Annotated in this window: 16 protein-coding genes; 4 read left to right on the top strand and 12 right to left on the bottom strand. The window is 32.9% G+C overall.

What is annotated here, in order from left to right:
- Positions 1-322: 322 nt before the first annotated feature.
- From NST76_RS06780 to NST76_RS06725, 12 genes are all read right to left on the bottom strand, one after another.
- Positions 323-4,903 (bottom strand): S-layer homology domain-containing protein, encoded by a 4,581-nt coding sequence (locus NST76_RS06780; protein WP_342544832.1) that lies wholly within the window; start codon positions 4,901-4,903, stop codon positions 323-325.
- Positions 4,904-4,954: 51 nt separating this feature from the next.
- A complete protein-coding gene (locus tag NST76_RS06775) occupies positions 4,955-5,479 on the bottom strand; it encodes a tail fiber protein (protein WP_058843342.1) in 525 nt (174 codons plus the stop codon).
- 21 nt (positions 5,480-5,500) lie between these two features.
- Positions 5,501-6,001: a tail fiber protein gene (locus NST76_RS06770; protein ID WP_058843341.1), complete on the bottom strand. Its 501-nt coding sequence runs from the start codon at positions 5,999-6,001 to the stop codon at positions 5,501-5,503.
- A 17-nt stretch (positions 6,002-6,018) separates the two neighbouring features.
- The gene (locus NST76_RS06765; RefSeq protein WP_036127178.1) at positions 6,019-6,525 is read right to left on the bottom strand and encodes a tail fiber protein; all 507 of its coding nucleotides are present in this window, start codon (positions 6,523-6,525) and stop codon (positions 6,019-6,021) included.
- A 479-nt stretch (positions 6,526-7,004) separates the two neighbouring features.
- Complete coding sequence (locus NST76_RS06760) at positions 7,005-7,343, bottom strand: cupin domain-containing protein (RefSeq protein ID WP_036127180.1); 339 nt, start codon at positions 7,341-7,343, stop codon at positions 7,005-7,007.
- Positions 7,344-7,410: 67 nt separating this feature from the next.
- Complete coding sequence (locus NST76_RS06755) at positions 7,411-8,394, bottom strand: iron-siderophore ABC transporter substrate-binding protein (RefSeq protein WP_036127182.1); 984 nt, start codon at positions 8,392-8,394, stop codon at positions 7,411-7,413.
- An 83-nt stretch (positions 8,395-8,477) separates the two neighbouring features.
- Positions 8,478-9,305: an AraC family transcriptional regulator gene (locus tag NST76_RS06750; protein WP_036127185.1), complete on the bottom strand. Its 828-nt coding sequence runs from the start codon at positions 9,303-9,305 to the stop codon at positions 8,478-8,480.
- Between the two features lie 423 nt (positions 9,306-9,728).
- Positions 9,729-11,060, bottom strand: a complete 1,332-nt coding sequence (locus NST76_RS06745) for an opine metallophore biosynthesis dehydrogenase (RefSeq protein WP_342544829.1) — start codon at positions 11,058-11,060, stop codon at positions 9,729-9,731.
- Positions 11,061-11,083: 23 nt separating this feature from the next.
- Entirely contained in the window at positions 11,084-11,878 is a 795-nt protein-coding gene (locus tag NST76_RS06740; RefSeq protein ID WP_231744971.1) for a nicotianamine synthase family protein, read from the bottom strand.
- A 577-nt stretch (positions 11,879-12,455) separates the two neighbouring features.
- On the bottom strand, positions 12,456-14,168 hold the full coding sequence (locus tag NST76_RS06735; protein ID WP_080717152.1) for a methyl-accepting chemotaxis protein: 1,713 nt from the start codon (positions 14,166-14,168) through the stop codon (positions 12,456-12,458).
- 422 nt (positions 14,169-14,590) lie between these two features.
- Positions 14,591-16,084 (bottom strand): helix-turn-helix domain-containing protein, encoded by a 1,494-nt coding sequence (locus NST76_RS06730; protein WP_058843336.1) that lies wholly within the window; start codon positions 16,082-16,084, stop codon positions 14,591-14,593.
- Positions 16,085-16,522: 438 nt separating this feature from the next.
- Positions 16,523-17,212 carry a response regulator transcription factor gene (locus NST76_RS06725; RefSeq protein ID WP_157492958.1) on the bottom strand — a complete coding sequence of 230 codons (690 nt, stop codon included), beginning with the start codon at positions 17,210-17,212 and terminating at the stop codon, positions 16,523-16,525.
- 376 nt (positions 17,213-17,588) lie between these two features.
- Here NST76_RS06725 and NST76_RS06720 point away from each other — a divergent pair, with 376 nt between their 5' ends.
- From NST76_RS06720 to NST76_RS06705, 4 genes are all read left to right on the top strand, one after another.
- Positions 17,589-18,653: a GerAB/ArcD/ProY family transporter gene (locus tag NST76_RS06720; protein ID WP_330493508.1), complete on the top strand. Its 1,065-nt coding sequence runs from the start codon at positions 17,589-17,591 to the stop codon at positions 18,651-18,653.
- Positions 18,646-20,046: a spore germination protein gene (locus tag NST76_RS06715; RefSeq protein WP_089932134.1), complete on the top strand. Its 1,401-nt coding sequence runs from the start codon at positions 18,646-18,648 to the stop codon at positions 20,044-20,046. The genes NST76_RS06720 and NST76_RS06715 overlap by 8 nt, the downstream gene beginning before the upstream one ends.
- 29 nt (positions 20,047-20,075) lie before the next feature.
- Positions 20,076-21,203: a Ger(x)C family spore germination protein gene (locus tag NST76_RS06710; RefSeq protein ID WP_058843332.1), complete on the top strand. Its 1,128-nt coding sequence runs from the start codon at positions 20,076-20,078 to the stop codon at positions 21,201-21,203.
- A 377-nt stretch (positions 21,204-21,580) separates the two neighbouring features.
- A complete protein-coding gene (locus NST76_RS06705) occupies positions 21,581-22,558 on the top strand; it encodes a Fe(3+) dicitrate ABC transporter substrate-binding protein (protein WP_058843331.1) in 978 nt (325 codons plus the stop codon).
- Positions 22,559-22,568: the final 10 nt, after the last annotated feature.

Genomic DNA, 22,568 nt, shown 5'->3' with positions numbered 1-22,568 from the left:
ACAATTTTAAAAGTTAAGTAAGAATCAAAAAGTCTATGAAGCAATGAAAACAGATTGATAAGAAAAAAATCTCTATTTTTATGAAAAAAGTGGTGTCTCAAAATAAAACTTCCATTGACATATTTTAAAATTGATTATCTCTTGTTTTTTCGGGTCATCTCCTGCTGTAGCTCGATTAAGGAATGTGCTTTTAATTCGTGCAGTGTTACTAGAATTAGATGAATCGAATATGGAGTCTTTTATCAGTTATAAAAAATCAATAATAAAGAAACGGATTTGGAAGTTATGCAATTCCAAATCCGTTAAAAAGTTCATTATGTTTTTATTTCATTGTAGCTGCTTGAATTTCAAAAAAGGCCCAATGTTCTTTTGGTATATCCTTGAAGATTGGTTCTGAATCTAAAGTTGGTATTGGACGATTAAAAATTCGATTTAATACCTTTACTGCTTGGGCACGTGTTAGCTTTTCATCTGGGCTAAATTGTCCATTTCCAGAACCTACCATGATCTCCATCTCACTAATAGCCTCTATTGCCTGGGCAGCCCAATGCGTAGAAGCTACATCATGGTATTTCTTATCACCTATCTTTAGATTGCAATAAGGAGTAGCAGTCGTCTCCTCTGAGCATTGCTTATTAAGCCAACGCATAGCAATAACTGCCATTTGAGCTCTTGTTATTTCATCATTGGGGCCAAAAGAATGATCTTGTCGTCCCTCCATGATTCCTTGTGTACGGATATACTCAATATCATGTTTAGCCCATGAATGAGCTGTATCTCTATAAAAAGTTCCAGTTACTTCTGGTACATTATTATTACTCAAACTTCTTGCCAACATTGCGGCCATTTGTGAACGTGTAACACTTTCATTCGGACGGAAAGTACCATCTTCATAGCCTTGGATGTAAGGGACGGATGTTCTCTCTAGCTCTTTTTGTTCTAAATGTACTAAAGAAAAAGTAGAGAAATGCTGTACATCAAAAATGATACCTGTCTGCCCTTTATTGAATTCTACCAATCTTCCAGACAATAATTCCGATGTACCATTACTATGTTCTACATAAACCCTTATATTTCTTTCTTGCACGGATGTCAGGTTCTTTGGCAGTGGTAGTAGCAATGACACTTGACGATTTTGCAAGTTCGTTTCAATTGTTAATGGTTGGCTGATAACTTTCACTTTCGTACCTTTTGTTAATCCCAATGCCCTTTCACGCTCTTCAATATCTTCCTGTGAGATTGTACTCTTAATCGGTACAATTCGGAAATAAATATCCTCGTTGAAATCTGACATTGAATTATATGGAATTTCGATTTTAACATTCCTCATATCTATCCCAAAGCTAGATTTTCCTTCTACTAATAGTTTAGCTGCCTCTTTAGCAAGTATCACCTTTGTTTCACTTGCAGATGGTTCCATATTTGGTATGACAATTCGAGATTGTTTTTCTTCCAGCTTCACTAATTTCCGAAGAAACTCTTGTGCATTGGCAATTGAAAACGCTACCGTATCTTGTATCTCACCGTTGATATATAGACGTGTTAACACTGTTTGAAGAAGAACCTCGTTTGGCTTATTCGGATCTACAACATTCACCTTTACTTGATTACTTGGCAGACCTGGTTCAGGTGCTGGACTTGGAGTGGACGATCCTCCATCTCCCGGTACAATGTTTTTTGTCCATACAGCATACAACATCAAATTCACTTTCCCCATTTGAATGGTTTGCCCCTCTTTGTAAGTAACACCTTTTCCATCAGACCTTGTATTCCATCCTATTAATGTATAGCCGACTTTCATTAAATTACCTGTATTGCCTATAACTTTAATTAATTCGTGAGCAATATACTGCTTCGAATCAATTGGCACTTTACCTCCTTCAGCTCCGTTACCGTCATACGTAACTGTATATGTTGGCAGTGCGCCCGTTGTAAAATTCCAGGTAGTATTATCAGTAATACCTTCATACACATTACCCGCTAAATCAGTAAAGGCACCTGCATCAATTTGAATACTGTAAGCTGTATTTTGGGTTAATTCTAATGTAGGATTAATTGTCACGGATTCATTAATAATAGAGACGTTTGCTTGCGTAACTTCAATTGTTTCAACAACTTGATTGTCTGAACTATTACGAATGACAATATTTCTATTCGTTACAGGTAAAACCTTTTCATTAAATGTTAATACGAGATTTTCTGTAAACTGTACATCCATTGCTTGATGTATTGGGAAATAAGCTGTTACTTCTGGAGATTTTTTATCAAATATCACAATTGATCCTGAAGAAACCTCCGTTACTTGTATGCCTTCATGCCCCATTAAATCCCGATAATCAATTGCAAAGCTAATTGGTCCCTCTGTGTCCCCAGATTTCAGTGTATAGCTTGCTTGCCAAGTTTTAGCATCTCCATCACCTTTATCGGTTATGATGGCTGTTTGTCCGAGAATCGTTACATTGGGTGATTGAATATCCTCACTTGTCACAAAATCTATTGTGATAATATCATCTACCTTCGCGACTAATGGATTGGCATTATTAGATGCCATTGTCACCTGCTGAACAGTTGGCTTCCTACTATCAACTATGACATAGCTTCCATCAGTTACATCAGTGACCTCTGTTGCTGGAGTGCCTAGTAAATCTTTGAAATTTATGGTAAAGGGTGTTGTCCCCTCCATATCTCCATTTGTTACCATATATGTTGCTTGCCAGTTTGTTGCAGCTCCATTGACAGTTGCGGCTTTTCCTGCAATCTTAACTGTAGGTGCTTGAATACTTTTATCTGTCTTAATTGTTAATGTAATAGTATCCCCTATCTTGGCCTTTGTCGGATCATGATTATTCGACTTAATCGTCACCTCTACAGCTTGTGGCATCGTTTTATCAATCACAAATGAAACTGTTGTTGTATTACCTGCGTTATCTGTTGCTACCAAAGTATAATTTCCAGATGTACTTACAATGCTTCCACTTGTAAAGAGAGCACCATTTAATGTCGCTGTTCCTTCACTGAAACTAATTGTTACGTCTGTATTATAAACACCGTTATTTGTCACTCCTGTTATGGTAGGAGGGGTCGTATCTAATACAATTGTATTTGATAATGTATTCGATATATTGCCACCAGTATCCCTTAGTTGCATATAAACGGTTTTACTACCTTCACCAGGTGACAATGTCCAATTTCTTGAAGATAAACGCGGCTCCCAACCGGACCAAGTAGTACCATCATTTGACAAGCGCATTTCTATCGCTTCTCCTTCTAAATCACTTGCAGTCATTGTTAAAGTAACATTAGTAGTATTTGTATAGCCTGCTCCACCATTAATCATAATAGTGCCTGTTGGGGCATGATTTTTAATAATCTGAATTGTAAATTCCTTATCAAACGTATTACCAGCAGCATCTGTTACTCTTATCGTAATCTTATAACTATTTTTCGTATCATAGGCAAACGGGGCATTTGTCTTTAATACATTTCCATCAATTGTAAAGAAGCTTATATCCCCAGATTGCAGTGAATACGTAAAAGTTTGTGCACTTCCTGAGTCTGTTGCCGTCATTGTTCCAACAGTTGTACCAATGGGCTTCTTTTCTTCTATAGTAGTATTACTGAGTTCAATATTCGTAGGTGGTGTACTATCATAGATTATTTGATATTCCGCAGATGCTTTATTCAATGCGCCACTGCTATTAGCAACTACATTTTCAGGAATTTTAATTTTCACTGCTCCATCCACACTTGGTGATATTTGGGCAGTATATGTGGCACCACTTCCTGTGATAGATAGAATAGTTCCATTTGTAACAGTTATATCTCCAGCCGCTAAACCAGTCACTGGCTCACTGAAAACAATCGTTATAGAAATTGGATTGCTATTTGTTGGGCTAGATATAGTTGTTGGAATGGTCACGGAAGGACGTGCATTGACGACTAGATTCATTGTATAGACAGTGCTATAGTCAATACCGTCACTTACCTTAAATGTAAAAGATGCAGAAGAGCCATTTTCCGTCATATATTTGAATTTACCTACATCTAAGTCAGCTTTACTTATTGTCTCACCATTTGCAATAGCTTCCCCTGCCTCAAATTGCTGATTATTATTGTTATCGAGAAAAAGTTGTCCGCTATTAGGAATTGTAGAGATTTGAATCTGTTTCAAAGTATCTCCAGCATCTGCATCATTAAAAGTGAAGGAAGTACTATCAAATGTATACACTTGCCCCTCATTTACATTTACGGTTCCATTACTAGATGTCGGTGGGTTATTGGGAGGGTTATTATTTGGTATATCTATCGTAAATTCCGTAAACGTTAAATCCCACAACCCCGCCTGTACAGTATTGATAAATTGCACACTTGCAGTAATGATAAAAGAGTTAATACCCTCAATATTAATAGGTATATCATAAATAGGGTCATGCTTGGCAATTGTCTTAAAAATAACTGGATTTCCTTTTGGATTTCCTACTTCATCATACCCTTGAATCGTCAGAGACAAGGCATCATTTTCGGCATGTGAATTGATAGTATTAATCTTTAACGTTTTTAAATCAAAGACACCACCTGAAAAACTTTCACCTGCAGAAATTCTAATCGATTTTGGTGTTGAATATTCATCTGCATTAAAATAATAGCCAGCTGGAAATTGTGCATCATTACTATACGTGAATAAATGAATACCATCATTCCCTACAATGCCAGACACTTCAAATCCGTTCGTTGTATCACTTAGCCAATTTGCTTGTGTTAAATCTTGAACACAAGTTGGATAATTAGACGTTCCACAATTAGCCGCCTCTGCTTTTAAAGGGGCAACAAACAATATGACTGTCAATTGACTATAAACTACTAACATAAAACACAAGGTTATGGCTATTATCTTTTTCCCCATTCTCTACACTACTCCTTTATAATTGTTTCACATCCTTCATTTCATTCATTCTTAACTCCTTGGAGGCCATTCTCCAGCTAAGCAAATGATAAAGTTCAACCCAAGATATGGTTGCATATTATTATGTGGTTGATTCCCACCCACTACATCTATTGCCAATAAACTCATTTGTGTATTTACTTGTGTCGCATAGACAGGGACAGAGCCTCTTCCCTGTTGCTCTGTCCATATTGCTCCAGTTGGGTCATTATTTGAAGTTTGAACATTGTTACAAGCAGCTATATGATGATGACTAGGCATTTGAGTTGTTAATAGCGTAACAGTAGCTTCACCCCCTGATGCTCCAACACTCCTCGATGTTAATCCAGCTCCTGTTCCTTGATGAAGCGCTGCCCTACCATTTAGATTCGGTAAAGCAAAGGTGGTCCTTCCATCTCCTCCATAATTTGCACCTAAAATGGCAAATAATGCTGTATTGGAAGTAATTGATAAGAGCTGACCATTACATAAAGCCCAATCTTTTGGTGCGAAATTACCGCCAAATATTCTGATTTCTCCAATATAGGCTTCTGACATTTTCCTGCATCTCCTTTTTTCTTAATTTCTTGATGGATAAATTCCTACTAGAGCCATACAATAATTTGCCACACTGTAAGGCTGCATATTTTGATGGGGCAGTGAACTTCCTGATGTTGATAATGCTTGTGTGTTCATATAAGTATTCAGTTGATTATCAGAATAGATATTATTAGTGGATGCCCCCCATACATTACCCGCAGCCGCTTTCACCGTAGCACTGTCCGAGCTACCGTTGACTGCATGTGTATGAGCTGGCATTTCGTTTATAGTTAATACATGTGTCTCTTCTCCCGCCTTTTGTCCTAGTGAGACACCGTTACCTACATGAACGGGAACTCTCCCCCTTAAATCAGGCAATGCAAATGTCGTTCTGCCATCGCCACCATAAGTTGTTCCCAATATGGAATATAGGGCTTGGTTTGTATTAATTGGCAAAACTCGACCATCGCATAATGCCCATCCTCTTGGGACCCTTCCAAAGCTAAATAATCTGATTTCACCTACATATGGCTCACTCATCTTTTCATTCCTCCTAATCAAAATGATGGGTATATACCGTAAAGAGCGATAATAAAACTAATTGTCAGAAACGGCATTACATTGTCATGAGGAGTATTTCCTCCAACACTTGAAACGACTGTTGCATTCATTGTGCTATTTGCTGGTTGTGTTGAATATTGTATATTTTTTGCCCAAACAGCTTTTTCAGGACTCAGTGTTGTACCTTCAAGTGAGAAAGCATTTACTTGATGCGTATGAGCTGGAAGCTGTGAAGTGTTTAAAGTGACAGTTTCCACCCCTCCTATTTGACCTATCACATAGTTCGTACCAGTTGCTTGATTCTGTCCTTGATGGACAACTACTCTACTTTGAAAATTTGGTAACGCGAATGTCGTTTGTCCATTCCCGCCATAAGTTGTACCAATTAAGGAATAAAGTACTTCATTTTCTGCAATGGATATGAGTTGCCCATTGCACAATGCCCAGCCATCTGGAGCATAATTACCTGCAAACATTCGAATTTCTCCAACATATGGATCCATTTAAAACACCTTCCTTTAATGATGTATCTCTTACACTAAATTAATGTAGAAAGGTTAAAATCAGGTTAAAAAAATGGCATTAAATGAAAATAATATATTTTACCTAGAATGAATTTCAATCTTTTCAATTTTAGCTACTCATTAAAATCAATAGAAAGAAATCAAATAAACAATCTCATTTTACTATTGCATATGCTGTAGCAAAGGTAGGTAATCAGAATCCAGAAGATAGACCACATGTAATGAAGTGAAGTATAAATATAAGAAAAACAAAAAGAAGACCGTTTAATTAACACGAACGGTCTCCTTCATTGTATGTTGCCTCTTGTCCTACTTATTTATCTAGAGGTTAATTCTACGATTTGCGATACAGCAATTTAATCCATTTACTGCCCATTCAGTTAGCCGTGAACCCTTTTCTCAAATATTGAATTCGGACTAATGACAAACATTAGTTCCTCTGTAGAGTTTGATGCCGTTTATTTAGACTCAATACCGCCAGTGTTTACAGCAACTTTAGGCTCAACCAACATAATATGGCATTCCTTTTCAGCGAAAGGCTTTTGCTCTGCTCCTCCCGGAACAATAAACATCTCTCCCTTAGAAATTTTTACCTGGCCATCACGAAAAGCAATGAACATTTCTCCTTCTAGCACAATAAATACCTTATCTGCACCTTGATGCTCGTGCCATATAAAATCTCCATCAATCTTAATTAGTTTGAATTGAAAGTCGTTTATTTCACCTACAACTTTCGGAGACCAGAGCTCATTTATTTGAGACAAATTTTCTTTTATATTTATAACTTGGTAGGGCATAACCATCTCTCCTTATCATCTATTGACCTTCTTAACACTGTTTGTTTCTCGAATTAAATTCTTCGTTTTATTGTTTTTGCAGGGCATTTGTTATATTTTGCAAAGCGTATTCAATAGCTAATGGACCACCAGTAATAGCGGAAGTATCCATTAAATGAATATTCCCTTTTTTTACGGCGTTCATATTATTCCATACATTACTTTGTTGTAATTCACTCATTAATGTTTCCTTTTTTGTAATGTCACCTATAAGGAAAATATGGTCTGCTTGAATTGTTGAAATTCCTTCGAATGCAGTAAACTGATTATTTTTTCCTTTAAATGTGATATCTGGTGTAAGCCCCAATCCCTTTTCTTTATCAAACGCAAGAATATATACAGGATTTTCTTCACCTAGAACATTAAAAGTTTTTCCATCCCAAGACAACACAAGTGCTACTGACTCTCCTTGAATCGACTTTAATGCTTCACGACCAATTGTAATTTCTTGCATCATTTTATCAATTACTTTTTCCGCTTCGTCTTCCTTTCCAATAATCTCGGCTACTGTACGAAGGCCATATTGCCAGTCATCATAGATGTCCTTAGATTTCAGCGTAATGACTGGCGCAACTTTTTCTAGTGACTCATATAATTTTTCATGATGTTCCGTTGCTAAAATATAATCAGGCTCAGTCGATAAAATTTTTTCAATACTAGGAGACAATTTATCTCCTAATTCTTCAGTTGAATCTAGCTTTCCATTTAAATAAGATAAAGAAGATAGATACTCTTTGTCAGTAGAAGCTGTAGGCGGCTCACCTAATGCAACTAGTATTTCAGGATAAAAATACCATAGGGAAACTATTTTTTCTGGTTTTTTCTCGATAACAATTTCTTTACCCAAAGCATCCTTAATGGTTCTTGGCCAATGAGTTGCATCTGCATTAACCGCAGAGGTAGAAGTGTCTTCTGTAGCTACGCCTTTCTTTTCAACTGATGTTTCATTGCAACCTGCTAGTATGCCTGCTAATAATAGCGTTGAGAATAATAGTCCTTTGATCTTGTGCATCCGAAATTCCTCCAACAAATTATCTTTGATACGCTATTAGTATAGTAAAGGAATTTTCGGATTTGAATGGATGCTTGTTGAAATTAGCATGGATTATTGATGAACTTCTCTCGATATTCAGTAGGAGAAAGACCAAATTGTTTCTTAAACACTCTACTAAAATAAAAGGGATCAGCAATTCCAACAGTTTGCGCAATATATTGTACAGGCGCATCACTTGTAAAAAGCATTTTTTGCGCCATGTTGATACGATATTTTAATAAATATTCTGCTGGTCCCATACCTGCATGTTTTCTAAATACATAAGAAAGTCGATTTCGATTCACGTTATATTGTTCTGCAAGCAAGGGGATTGTAAGGCTTTGATGATAGTATTCATGAATATAAGAAGATACCCGTTCGAATAAAGTATGTGATTCACAGCTATTTTGCCTATTAGCAACACATAATAAGGCTTCATTCAGTACATCGCGAAACAGCATTTCGGTCTGAAACATTGAAATACCTCCGCGCTGATTATACACATGCCAAAGACGCATAAGTAATTCAATAAGACGAGGAGATTGTCCAGTCGATAATTCAAAATGCTGATGAGAAAAACTGGACTCTTGTATTTCTGAGTTACATATTCGGTATAAAACAAGAATATATTCCCAGTTCGCATTATCAAAATTTTTTTGATCTAGTTTCATTTTTGCACCACCATGCACAACTTTTCCTGGTGAAAAGATATAAGGCGTGCCATTAAATTGAAATTGTATTTTCCCTGTAAGTGGAAAAATAAATCCAGGAAAGGAATCTGTATAATCAGCGTACGGCACACCTAAATAACTCGTATATCGATATATTCCTTCTACTTGGAAAGGAATATGTGCTAAATGTTCTGCTAACTGATTCACATCGATTTTCAAATTGCATACCTCGTTTCAAAATTGTTTACTAGTAATGGCTTTTGACAACAAATAGCATGGACCCCTCAACAAGCTACTGCTCAAAGTAAGTTTCAGTGGCATCGAGAACTGATTTTAAGGATTCCATAATCAATCGGCGGGTTGAGTCATCTCAGCCAAATTACTGATCATGTTTAGCCCCTGAAATGCGAAAAGGTGGGCATGATGACTTTCGTCTATCCCCACCTTATCGATAATGATTATCATTGTCAATTTGAAATAGAACCACCCATCTACTAATTGGTGGCTTGCACTACGCATGAAAAACTCGGAAACTGAGCCATGTCTAAAGAATTTTGAAAGGTCCGCTAATTGCCCTTAGTTTTCGCACACCGCTATAGTGGCTTTTTTGTTAAACCTTATTGTAAACTTAATAGCTTTTTATCATTTTATATATTCTTCTTCTCCTTCTTTTGTTTTCTTACTCAAAATTAACTCCTTACAAATCATCTCTATTTCTTGTGAAAAAGATTTTATTTGAAAGGCATCAGAAAAGATTTTATGCTTAGATGAAGCCACAACTTGTTGTAGTTTTTCTTCATAAGTTTGTACAAAATAATCAAGCGTCGGGCTTTTCAATTTCAGGGCATGCGCAATCCCTTGAATGATTTTCATACGGAAATAGTCCTCTTTTGGCATTCTAGGAATATCCCATTCTCCATCAAGATTTTTATAAATACCTCTAAAAGGAACGGCAGAAAAATCAAAGTATCTTCCTTCTTTATTTGGTATAGAAAATGGATCAATTAATAAGGATGCATAACGAATATAGAGCAGATATTCTTGATGTATAGATTCGAGTTTATTAAAATTCTCTATTTCTTGTCCGTCTATACTTGCTGGCTGCAATGGATAATTATCGTCTACCATAAATTTTAATAGATTGAGAGGTTGAATATCGAAGTGTTTCACAATTTCCATCATTTCTTTCCAATAATTTAATAGATGCCGAATTATTGTATAAGTAATAGGACCCTCAGGATAAAGCTTATACACATACTTTGTTATACTATCCTCATCAAATATTGCCTTTAATGAAAAATCATTCATAAATAAGGGAGGATGTACGTATAAAGAAATATTTCTTGTTTCTGCCTCAAGGGGAGAAGCTAATTTTTTTAAATGAATCCCTAAATGATGAAATAATTCAGATAATTTATCCAGTCTATATGATTTTGAGTAAGTTGAACCTACATAAACTGTTTTCTTCACTCCTGTTGTCAATACTTCATTTGATGGTATTCCATCTATCCATCTAGTATCCCCATAATATGTTGAAAAACTAATGATCTCTGCCTGAGGAGTTAGATTCTTTAGGAAATTTGCTATTAAATGACTAGAACCAAATGTAGGTGACATTAATATATAGCAGCTAGCCTGCTTCAACACTTTCGTATCAATTTGTGCTAATACTGAAAGATAAGAGTCTGTAGTAACACAAAGAACTACGGTATCCCAATTTCCAGATATTTTATGATAACCCTTAAAAAACGCATCAATCGTACATTTTCCCGCAACAGCCTGATGTTGTGTATTTTGAATAAATACTTTGAGTGCAAGTTGTTGCTGAACGATCGTGTCAAAGAAAATGTTGGAGCGTAAAGATTCTCGACCTGCAATAGCTACTTTACTATTACAATAATTTTTGAAATTCACAGCTAATTGAATTACTGTAGGCCCTGTTCCTAACAGTAATACTTTATTAAAATAAGACATAGTCTTCTCCTCACCTATTAAAATCATTGTACCTTTTGATATAAAACAACATCAAAGACATGTTGAGGGTGGATAATTTCTTCTATTGTATGCCATTTATTTTTGTTTACCTTCTGCATTGGATAATTAAAAAGAGACTTTAACCCATTTCCATAACGCATAGCAATCAGCACATCTTTATTTGTTACATCATATAATTGGTCTAATATGTCATATTTCCTGCTTACAGTTGAACTAAATATAATATGACTAATCTGTTCCATAACTGCGAGCTCTTCTACTGTCTTCTTGTCAATTTGAATGGATAAATGACTTCCTAATTTATTTACTACATGTTTCCCCAACTGAATCGCCTCATCATCAATATCAATTCCAAAAACGTCTGCTCCTGTTTGTTCCGCAACCATTAATAATGTTATAGGAAAAGACCCAGATCCTATTAAAAGCACCTTCGATTGACTAGTAACTTGAAAACCTCCGAATTCCTTGCCAATACAGTCTCCTATATTACGAAAGTAATCCGTCATCTCCTTTTCTTCATGACTTAATAATAAAGCCCGGTATTTTTCCATGATTTGGACACAAACAGAAGAGTTCTTTCGTAGATTTTGAACTAATGATACTATTTCAATTGACCGCCCTAAATTATTCCATTGTGTTTCATTGTCATGATTTATAATAAAAGAAGAATACTCATCAATTAACGCACACAACTCTAAATAATCAACTAGTAGATGATCCTTGTTTTGATAAATAAATAACTTAAATTTATTATCAAAGTAATGTAATTTCTTTAAAAACAACTCTATATCCTTCACTTGCCCCACTCCTATATTTGAGGATTAAAGTTCAATATATGCATACACTTTTAATACTATTTCAACACTTCCTTGGTTATGTAAATAATTTAACGTCCTCAATAATTAGTAAAAAATTGAGGGATTCATTGTATCCCCCAAATATAGAAAGCCGCGAAGTTGTAAATAGTAATAGCAATGAAAGGTTTACCCCATCTTAAATCCTTGTAGCAACTAATGGATTGATAGTCGATCCAATGCAAAATCATAACCGTATATATTAGAAGACACTTGTGCTAAAGCTGTTATATTTTTTGTAAGAGGTACGCTTGCATCTTCATATGCATATAAAATCTTAAACATATGGATTTATATCATTGATGAGGAATCTGTCTAATTCTTATGATTCCACATAAAAAAGACCAGAAACTCACTTGTTATATGAGTTCCTGGTCGAGCGTTAAATAGTTAAATGTAAATACATTTCGTGTGAAATACTATAGTAACATTTAATACTAATTTATTGGCTTATAGTTCATAATGTCTGTTTATCAAACCATTTTATCTTTGCCTAAGAATTTCAAATAAATCATACACGTCATACTTTGAACATATTTGTTTTATTTTGTAATTCTTCTGCCATTTTAGAAAGTGTAAAAGTAGATGCTGTAATTTCTTCCATTGAGGCTAGCTGTTCCTCTGTAGCTGCAGAAATATTTTGTGTTCCTTCTGCAGAACTTTGGGCGATTCCATTGATTTGCTTCATCGAATCAGTCATATTATTCATTTCTATAGCCATATGTTCTACCGAAGTAGAAATCCCCTGAACTTGAACAGATACTTGTTTGGTAGCATGTTGAATTTTTTTGAAGGCTTCTCCTGCGGTGTTCACACTATTCATACCTATAACCACTTCATTTGTTGTGAACTGCATTGATTCTACTGCTCTATTCGTTTCCGTTTGAATTCCATCAATTAACACAGAAATTCTCTGTGCGGATAAAGAGGATTCTTCAGCTAATTTTCGAACTTCTTCTGAAACAACAGCAAAACCTTTACCATTTTCCCCTGCTCTTGCCGCTTCAATCGCTGCATTTAATGCTAGTAAGTTAGTCTGTTCAGCAATACTTGTTATAACTTCTACGATTTGTCCAATCTCTGAAGAGCGATCACCTAAACCAAAGATCACATTATTTAGATTATCGATAGAAGTTTGGATTTTGTCCATTTGTTGAACAGCGTTTTTAATGATTTCATTCCCATCCACTGATATTTGTTCTGCGTGGATAGCTGCCTCTGATACGCTAGTTGAATTACTTTCAATTGTTTGGACATCTTGTACCATTTGTGTAACAATATCTTCTGTTTCTATTATCGTTCTAACTTGATGCTCTGATCCGCTTGCAATATCTAACGTAACAGTCGCAATATGCTCGCTAGCTGAATTTGTTTGTTCTGTACTTGCCGTGAGTTCTGTAGAAAACGCTACCATATGTTCAGACGATTGCTTTACCTGACCAATTAAATCTCGTAATTGAGCAATCATACGATTAAGTGAGGTAGATAATATCCCAAATTCATCCTTAGAATTATAATCTACACTAAAATTTAATTCTCCCGCTTCTGCTCGTTGAACAGCAGTTTTTATTTTTTCTATTGGAGCAGTTATATATTTTCGAACACCAATAAACCCAATTACAACATACAGTATGCTTAATACCACTGAAATGATCATTGTATTTCTAGTATTTTTATCTACTTGGTCTACACTATCTTTATATAAAGAGCTTGCATAATCTCTATTCAGTTCTGTTAACTTTAAACCTTTTGATAAAATACTATTATACTCAGGCTCACCTATAGAATAATAGAGGTTTAACGCTTCCTCATTCTTATTAGCAAGACTCAGTTGGAATACTTGCTCCATAGTCTCTTTAAAAATTGGATATTGTTCCACCAGTTCACTTATAATTTCTGCTTCATCTGACTTCAAGTTGGTGTCATTAAGTAATTGAAGATTCATTTCATTATCTTCAAAAGCTTTGTTCACCTCATTATTGATTAATTCTATCGTTTTTTCATCAGTATAAAGGAAGGATCTATACATATCTGTTAAAATAATACGATTATTTAGCCTGTAATCAGTCAATATAATCCCTGGTTCTAAGCGGTCCTTAAATATATCCTCTATATTATTTTTTAAAGATTTCATCGTGTTATACCCAACCACTTGAATAATACCAACTGTAGATATGGATATTAACATTAAGATTAATAATTTTTTCATTGTGGAAAGATTGCGTAACATCATAATTATCCCCTCTGATTTGAAAATGTAGTAAACGAAAATTTGTTTGTTTTACTGGTTATTCATTTAATAACAATAGGTAATAAGTTTGTCTTACTTTATCATTGGTTCGTGTCTCTATTATCCAAACTATTTTATATAGCACGGTAGCATTCTAACCTCTGATGTATAGTCTGCTCTGTCTAACTTTTTATCATCTATGAGTCTAGTATCCTTTCCTTCAGTAATTTTCAAGAAAACATCAAACCCAACAAAAAAGTATGTATTTTAAAATCAATGATAATAGATTTATATCAATAATATTTTTCATCATGTATAACTTAGTTTTATATTCTCCTTCTATCATTTTTAAATTCAATATTCCAAATAATCCAATAATTTTTATCCCAGTATCCTTTTCTCAAGATCAATTAAATTCTCCCACTCTATACTTGACTTAATAATGTTTTTAAAAGTAGTTGGTCTGGCTGTTGTTCTTTAGTAAAATAAATTTTTTGAAGTCTTTTACCTAGTCTGAAAAAATCCTCCCTTTCAGGTATAGAATTCCACACAAAAATATCTTCTTTATCTTTAGCAATATTTAAGTATAGGCGATCAGTGATTATCAATTCGGCTTCTTCATCTTTTGTGCAATAATCAACATGCGAAAAAACGCGTTTGACCTTATCAAATAAATAAGGAACATCATTTATCACAGAGTATATTTTTACCTTTATTGTGCTTCTTTTAAGTACGTCGATTGATTGTTTTAGTAATCGATGATATCTACCAATTAAAAGCTCCCTACGTTCAAAAATCTTATAAAATGCTTCATTCTCTAAGAGATAATCATAAAATTGATTCATAATTTCAATTTGTATAGTGGCATGACTATCAAATCTCTTTTTATAAAGATCCTCTTTAAATAGAAATGCAGGACCAGAAAAATTCAACGTATAATAATGAAGGTTAAGTAAGTTTACAAACAATACGCCATATTCCTCTATATCTAAAGTAATAGAAAAAAACTCCCTGAATTTCTCCATCCAATACAAAGTAGCTTGCACAAATAATTCTTGATTATGGTATTGAGCAAAATTCATCATTAAACTTATTGTACTTTCATTTTTCTCATAACGATGTTGAGATTCTAGAAATGAAAATGAAAACTTTATCTCTTTTTCTATTGCTTCATCATTAAGGGCTGTGAATTTTTTAAATAAAGAACTAAATGTTTGTGAAAACTTTTCATATTGATAATGATGTTCTGTGTATCTTGTATATGCTGCGTCTTCTTCTATGACAAAACCCATTTTAGCTCGTATTAAGCAAATCGCCAGCAAATATAAAACAGATATTGGAAGTTCTCGATTATACCCCTTAATTACTTCTAATATTTCTTCTCTAGATATTCCTGTGAAAGGCCAAATTTCTCCCCAACATGAATTCCAATAGAATAAATAATAGAAATAGCGAAATTGTTTTTCAGATCCTTCAAGTGTAATAAAATCCTGAGATGTATATTTTAATTGAAATTCTTTTAATAAAGGTTTAATCTTATTAATTTGGCGATATATAGAAGCTTGACTTGTAAAATTCTCTATAATAAACATATTAAAATCGACTAATTTATTGTAGAAAATATCATTAAAGATTTTATATGCTAAAGAATTTTGTAAGTAATATCTTTCTATTGCTTTAATTGAAAAATAATCTTTACAATCTAATTTAAATTGCTTATGTTTAATTTCTTTTAAAAAAGTAGCTTCATCAAATTTTTGTAAATCACCTGAGAGTTCTGTTACTATTTTTAAGATGGTTCTTTCAGATAAATCCATTTTTTTAGCCAACTCCTGACTAGAAAAGAAACGTTTTTCATTATGGATATGATCTAATAATTGCACCTTTTGTAAAGTGAAACGATCTAAAAAATTGTACATACTCTCACCTCTATTTCTTACTAATTTGTCTATCAATACGCCGAAAATACGCATATATAGAACTGGTAACTACATTATGGTTTATTGCACTTTTTTTAAAACCTATCGAGCAAAGAATCCCTATTAAATTCATTCGAAATAATCAAAAATACCTATGTTAGGTACCTCTTTATCTCTAATTAACAAATACCATAACATCTATTCACATGTCTTCAAAATCAACATTTGTTTCAAATGAAGCATAATTTGATAATTAGATATAAGAAAAAAGAAGTATTTGTAATATAAGAAATTTCGTTATGGCAATTAACGATTTTGGTGTCAAAGGCTTTATGTAGATACAAATCAGTTAAAAGAAAATGAGCTAGCTGCTTAAAAGGGAGTATTCCCCAATAAAACAAAATTATCCGAATATAAATAATATTCGGATTTCTTTTATTATAGTAATGTACGTTTTTTATTATAATTTACATATAAATTAGATATAGCTAAATTATAAGGAATCCACCTGTTTTTAACTGCTTTATCTATTGCTTGAATACGAGTCTTCACTGATAATTTATTATAAATTTTATTAATATTTATATTAATCGATTTTTCCGAGATATTGAGTGTTTGACTAATCTCTTGTATATTTTTACCTTCTGCAAGCATGAGCAAAATGACATATTCACGCTTTGTAAAAAGATGAGATATGATTTCCTTCGAATCAAAAAGTTTTAAATAACTTTTTATAAAAATGGTCATTGTCGAACTATTAAAGTAGTATTCACCTTCGGAAATTAAATCTATTGCCTTTCTTAATTCTTTTGATTTTATATTATATAAAACATAACCTGAGACGCCAGCTAACAAAGCCTCATGAATCTCGTCCTCTAAAATAATTGAAGTAAGAATAACAACATATGTATTAGGATATTCGGATCGAATCCGTTTTACATGTTTTAGGTTATTTTTACTTAGATCATTAATGACAATAATATCTGGCTTGTAATGTTTCATTAAATCATAAAGATTTTTTGATAAGTCAATGTCTGAATAAATATTGTAATCACTTTCCAGTATTTTCACTAAACCCATTTTCAAATAAAGATTGTTTTCTAAAATGATCATATTCTTCTTAAGCAAATTGAAAAAGTCCCCCTTTTCATTTAAATCATAAAAATATTCATTAAATTTTATAATCTATGTAATTTTTTTATAATTTATAAACCTTTTCTCAGTTTCGCACTGTTAAAAAAGGCTTTAATTTAGTTAAATCTTAGCAGTTATATAAAATAAATCAAAATCTACTTTTGATAGTTTTTTAACTTGCTTTGATAATTAGTAGCATCATTGTTAGATTAATTATTTATGCAATGCCTCATTTTAACTTCCATGAAGAGAGTGAAATTTTGAGCTAGAGCTATAACGGGGTTCATGTGTGTTAATAATAAAAAGAAGTCTATTTAGATTAGATGACAACAAACATGGGGAGTATTGTTAGGAGGGGGTTTAAGATAAAATGAACAAAGTTTTACAACCAATACATGTATATTGTTTGTTATTCTTATCAGTTAGTTTTTTAGCACATTTCGTTTTAATTCCCACAATTTTCACAGTGGTCGAACGTGAAGCATGGATAAGTGCATTAGCTAGTGTAATCCCAATATTCTTTTTTGCCTTGTTTATTTCTAGAATTACAACAAATAATACTTCATTTCTTGAATTAACATCTGTCCAGACTAGCAGACCACTCTATTTATTCATCATTACTTCATATATAGTTTATTTTATTTCATCCACTTTCGTCTCACTCAAGTTTACAATTATTTGGGCAGATGAAAGTTTTAACTCTGATTATCCATATTTTATAACAGTTATTTTATTTATATTATTATGCTTTTATGGTTCCTTAAAAGGGATCAAAACCATAGCTATCCAGTCCATAATTATTTGTTCACTCTACATTTTTTTGTTTGTACTCCTCAACTTAGGGAACTCAATGAACAATGAATATGAACTATTGTTACCAGTATATACAAGTAATACTCCGTCCATTTTATGGGGAATATTATACATATGTATTGGTATTTTAGAAATGGGTTTTATTTTAATTGTTTTAAATGGTTATGTAAAAGAGAGAATGAAAAGAAAAGGAATACTCGTTTTTTCTATTGTATTTGTCATATTGGTTTTTATTTCCATTGCGACTACTATATCTGAATTCGGCATTTATATAACCCAGAAAATGCTCTTTCCTCTAAACGAGCAATGGAGGGTTTTATCATTTGGTAAGTACTTTACAAGATTGGATTCTTTATCTGTTCTCCAAATATTATCAGTGGCTTTTATTCGCATATGCTTATTTATGTATATTGTATCTTCCTTTTTTAAAAACCGAAAATTAATATTATTCATTTGTTATCTATGTTTAACAATAGGATTATTAATTCCTTGGTCTGTTTCTGATTTTTTGTCATTTATAAAAAGCACTTATCTCCTTTCTATTTTTGTATTTTTATTCTTATTTATGACTGTTTTCTACGTATTAGAAAAAAAGCAAAAGGGAGTTCATAATCTTGACTGAAAATAGGGATTTTTTTTATAAAGAATTAAGTCACCAATCAGATATAACGGTAAGTAGTAAATTCTATATGTTTAATAACGAAAAACATGAAGTTATATTTATCTATTGCCATAGTTTAATTGATAGTGTACTTTTTTTGAATTCATTATTACCAAATATTAGATTTTTGGCTGAACAAGGCCATTTACACGATGTCGAAATTATAAATCGCTATTTAGAAGTACAGGAGAGAAAAGAGTTCAGAACGAAGACAGATGAAATAAATAGCAAAATTTTCTCAGGTTTTTTATATTTTTTTCATGTTCCATCAAACAGCTTATATTCAACCAATTTAGCTAAACTACCTGAACGATCCATTGAAGAATCAAATATGGAAGTCTCATTAAGAGGACCCAGAGACGGGTTTATTGAAAATATAGATACCAATTTTTCTTTAATAAGAATGAGATTAAAAAGTAAAAATTTATCAAGTGACCAGTTTACAATTGGTGATATAAGTAAAACAAAAGTTTTATTGCTCTACATTGAGAACAATATTGATCAGACCACTTTAAAGAATGTACAAAACAAACTAAATAAAATAAAAGTAGATAATATTGCAAGTAGTTATCATATTGAAGAATTACTTTATGATAAGTTGACCCTCTTCCCTCTCCTTGATTATTCAGGAAGACCCGATTTTGTAGTAAGTTCTCTCAATAAGGGCCGTTTTGTCATATTGGTAGATGGAAGTCCAAGCTGTTTAATTGGACCCGCAAATTTACTACTTATTTTGAAAGCCCCGGAAGATGATCAAACTAATTTTTTATTTGTGAGTTTTTCACGAATTTTAAGGATTACCTCTTTATTAACAAGTATATTTTTACCTGGGTTTTGGATTGCATTAACTGTCCATCAACTTAACCAGTTACCCTTTCCCTTACTAGTTTCAATATCTGCATCTAAAATTGGACTACCCGTCTCTTCTTCGTTCGAAATTCTTATTATGCTCGTTTTTTTTGACCTCTTTCGAGAAGCGGGCATACGTTTACCTAAAGCTGTAGGTCAAACAGTTGCAGTTTTAGGAGGCTTAATAGTTGGTGATGCTGCCATAAGAGCAGGATTTACATCACCATCAACATTAGTAATTGGAGCACTTACTGTTATATCTAGCTATACATTAATTAATCAAAATATACTAGGAAATGTATTTTTAATAAGAGTTGCTACATTAGTAATTGCCTCCTTTTTTGGAATGTATGGCTTTGTTTTAAGCGTCTTATTTTTCTTAACATATATCTCATCATTAGAAAGTTTCGGGCATCCTTACCTTTCTACATTTTACAAAGTAAGTATACCCAATCTTATTAAAGGTTTTTTAAAAATGCCATTTAGAATTAAAATAAAAGACTGACTGCTTTTTCAGCAGAAGGGAGATTATAATTGTCCCATTACTATACTTGCATATTCAAAATAACATTCATTTTTCCTTTATTATTTATGCTAGGCGGTTGTTTAGGCACGAAGGAAATACAAAGTGAAGTTTATATTACCGCTCTTGGTATAGATTATTCTAATGATGCGTATCATTTATATTTTCAAGCTTTCGGATTTACAAATGTTGCGGGCTCAGATCCTGGCATTTCATCTGAGCCTGCTCCAATTGTTGTTGGACATGGAGAAGGTGAAACAATACAGGGAGCAATCGATGATATAGAAAAGAATTCGGTTAACCCTTTGTATTATGGACATATACAAACTTTCTTTATTTCCAAAAATATATTGGATGGACATTTAGATGAATTTTTTGATTTTTTTAGTAGGGATTACTATTTACGTTACAATACTTTAGCCTATGGATTTGAAGATGATGATATTAAAGAGATAATGAATGTACATGGTCTCTTTTATAAACCACCTATCTTAACATTTCCTTATGATCCAAATGAACAATTATTCTTTAATTCGTTCATCTCCACCAGTACTGTACAAGACATGATTAAAAGATATTATGAACCAGTTGGATCAATAATGGTTCCTTCCATACAGATTAGTGAAGATTATTGGATGGAGGATAATACATCTAAAGATATATTAAAAATAAGTGGTGCCTATTTTCTTTCACATCAAAAATTCAATGGCTGGATAAAGGAAGAAGAACTATCAGGGTTAGATTGGTTTAATAAGGATTTTAAAAACATGAAATTATCAATAAAGGATAAGTCTGTTTCGATGTTTATTGATAATATAGATTATCATATAGAAATTGTGGATAATTCGATTCCTAAATATATACTTAATTTAGAAATAAAAGCTTCTATCAGAGAAAATCCAAAAAATATTGGAAAAGAAACAATTGAAAATGATATTAAAAATATTATTTTATCACAGTTTCAAAGTACATTTAATAAAGGGCTGGAAATAAACACTGATGTCTTCAATTTCTCAGAAAAAGCTTATCGTTTCAAGCCCCAATCATGGACTGTAGATGAATTAAACTCCATTACTGAAAATTCAATTAAAAAATTTAATATAAATGTTTTCATAAAGGATGAAGGAGCTAAAAAATAAAAAGATCACCTTCACCCTGTTGAGGACATGATATTATCCCCTTTCATTAGAACGTAAAAAAACTACAATACGTTGAAACTTAAAGGGGATTTTTGTATGTCAAAAAAATCGTATCTATTCGTATGAATTTAAAGGAAGTATGTAGGTGGTGAAAATAAAATATCTGTTTATTCCCCTCACTTTCCCGATGTTATCGAAGCGAATATTCAACTTAGTCACCCGCTATGAACAAAATGTTCAAAATGAACTTTTTACTCCTATTAATTTTATGTCACATAACTTTCTTTATATTGACCCTCCGCATTGAACATTCTATTATAATCCCTGTTAATGATTATCATTTTCATTTATATTACCAGAGAGGAATGATTAGACTAATGCAAGGATTTACTAAGTTAGGGAAATTGAGTGGTATAACGCTATTGCTCCTATTAACAGTCATGATGGTTTTAACTGGATGCAATGCTACTCAAAAAAATACAGAAACAGAGAAAAAGGAACAAACTTCTACGGAAGCAAAAGAATCTAATAGTAGAACAATTAAACACGAGATGGGAGAAACTATTATTACTAACACTCCTCAAAAGATAGTTACTCTAGAGCTATCTTTTGTTGATTCTTTAAATACTTTAGGAATCAAGCCTATAGGAATTGCGGATGATAATAAAAAGGATATGATTGCCAAGCTTGTTGGTCGTGACATAGATTATACATCTGTAGGGACTCGTGAACAGCCTAACTTAGAGGTTATTAGCTCTTTACAGCCAGATTTAATCATTGCAGATGCTGAACGACACAGTGCTATTTACAAAGATTTGCAGCAAATAGCTCCTACAATTGTCTTAAAAAGTCGTGAATCGACATACCAGGATAATTTGGACTCTTTTAAAACAATTGCAGAAACATTAGATCAAAAGGAAGCTGCTGAAAAGAGATTAAATGAACATAAACAAATTATAAACGAAATTAATTCAAAGCTAAGCCATGATTCGAATCTAACTGTTTTACCTGCGGTTGTACGAGATACATCATTTCAAGCACATACTACTTCTTCTTATGATGGAGAATTGCTTGAACAATTAGGTCTGAAGGTGGCCATTCAGAACGAACAACCTTATGTTGAAATGAGTCTGGAACAACTTGTAGAAATCAATCCAGATGTACTACTTTTAGCTAATAATGAAGGCAAACTGCTTACTGATGAATGGAAGGAAAATCCACTTTGGAAAGACTTAAAAGCAGTAAAAAATGAACAGATTTATAGTGTTGATAGAGATTTATGGACAAGATTCCGAGGCATTATTTCAGCAGAAGCAATTGCTAAAGACACATTAACAAAGCTGAATGAAAAATAAAATAAATAAA

The organism is Lysinibacillus sp. FSL W7-1291 (assembly GCF_038593415.1).
Classification (GTDB): domain Bacteria; phylum Bacillota; class Bacilli; order Bacillales_A; family Planococcaceae; genus Lysinibacillus; species Lysinibacillus fusiformis_D.
The sequence above is the reverse complement of the archived record's forward strand: the minus strand, read 5'-3'. Positions and strand labels throughout refer to the sequence as shown.

Excerpts from the sequence above, each read along its gene's own strand:
- NST76_RS06780 (WP_342544832.1), bottom strand. The coding sequence starts at position 4,903 with ATGGGGAAAAAGATAATAGCCATAACCTTGTGTTTTATGTTAGTAGTT.
- NST76_RS06745 (WP_342544829.1), bottom strand. The coding sequence starts at position 11,060 with ATGTCTTATTTTAATAAAGTATTACTGTTAGGAACAGGGCCTACAGTA.
- NST76_RS06720 (WP_330493508.1), top strand. The coding sequence starts at position 17,589 with ATGAACAAAGTTTTACAACCAATACATGTATATTGTTTGTTATTCTTA.
- NST76_RS06755 (WP_036127182.1), bottom strand. The coding sequence starts at position 8,394 with ATGCACAAGATCAAAGGACTATTATTCTCAACGCTATTATTAGCAGGC.
- NST76_RS06765 (WP_036127178.1), bottom strand. The coding sequence starts at position 6,525 with ATGGATCCATATGTTGGAGAAATTCGAATGTTTGCAGGTAATTATGCT.
- NST76_RS06760 (WP_036127180.1), bottom strand. The coding sequence starts at position 7,343 with ATGCCCTACCAAGTTATAAATATAAAAGAAAATTTGTCTCAAATAAAT.
- NST76_RS06770 (WP_058843341.1), bottom strand. The coding sequence starts at position 6,001 with ATGAGTGAGCCATATGTAGGTGAAATCAGATTATTTAGCTTTGGAAGG.
- NST76_RS06735 (WP_080717152.1), bottom strand. The coding sequence starts at position 14,168 with ATGATGTTACGCAATCTTTCCACAATGAAAAAATTATTAATCTTAATG.
- NST76_RS06775 (WP_058843342.1), bottom strand. The coding sequence starts at position 5,479 with ATGTCAGAAGCCTATATTGGAGAAATCAGAATATTTGGCGGTAATTTC.
- NST76_RS06705 (WP_058843331.1), top strand. The coding sequence starts at position 21,581 with ATGCAAGGATTTACTAAGTTAGGGAAATTGAGTGGTATAACGCTATTG.
- NST76_RS06730 (WP_058843336.1), bottom strand. The coding sequence starts at position 16,084 with ATGTACAATTTTTTAGATCGTTTCACTTTACAAAAGGTGCAATTATTA.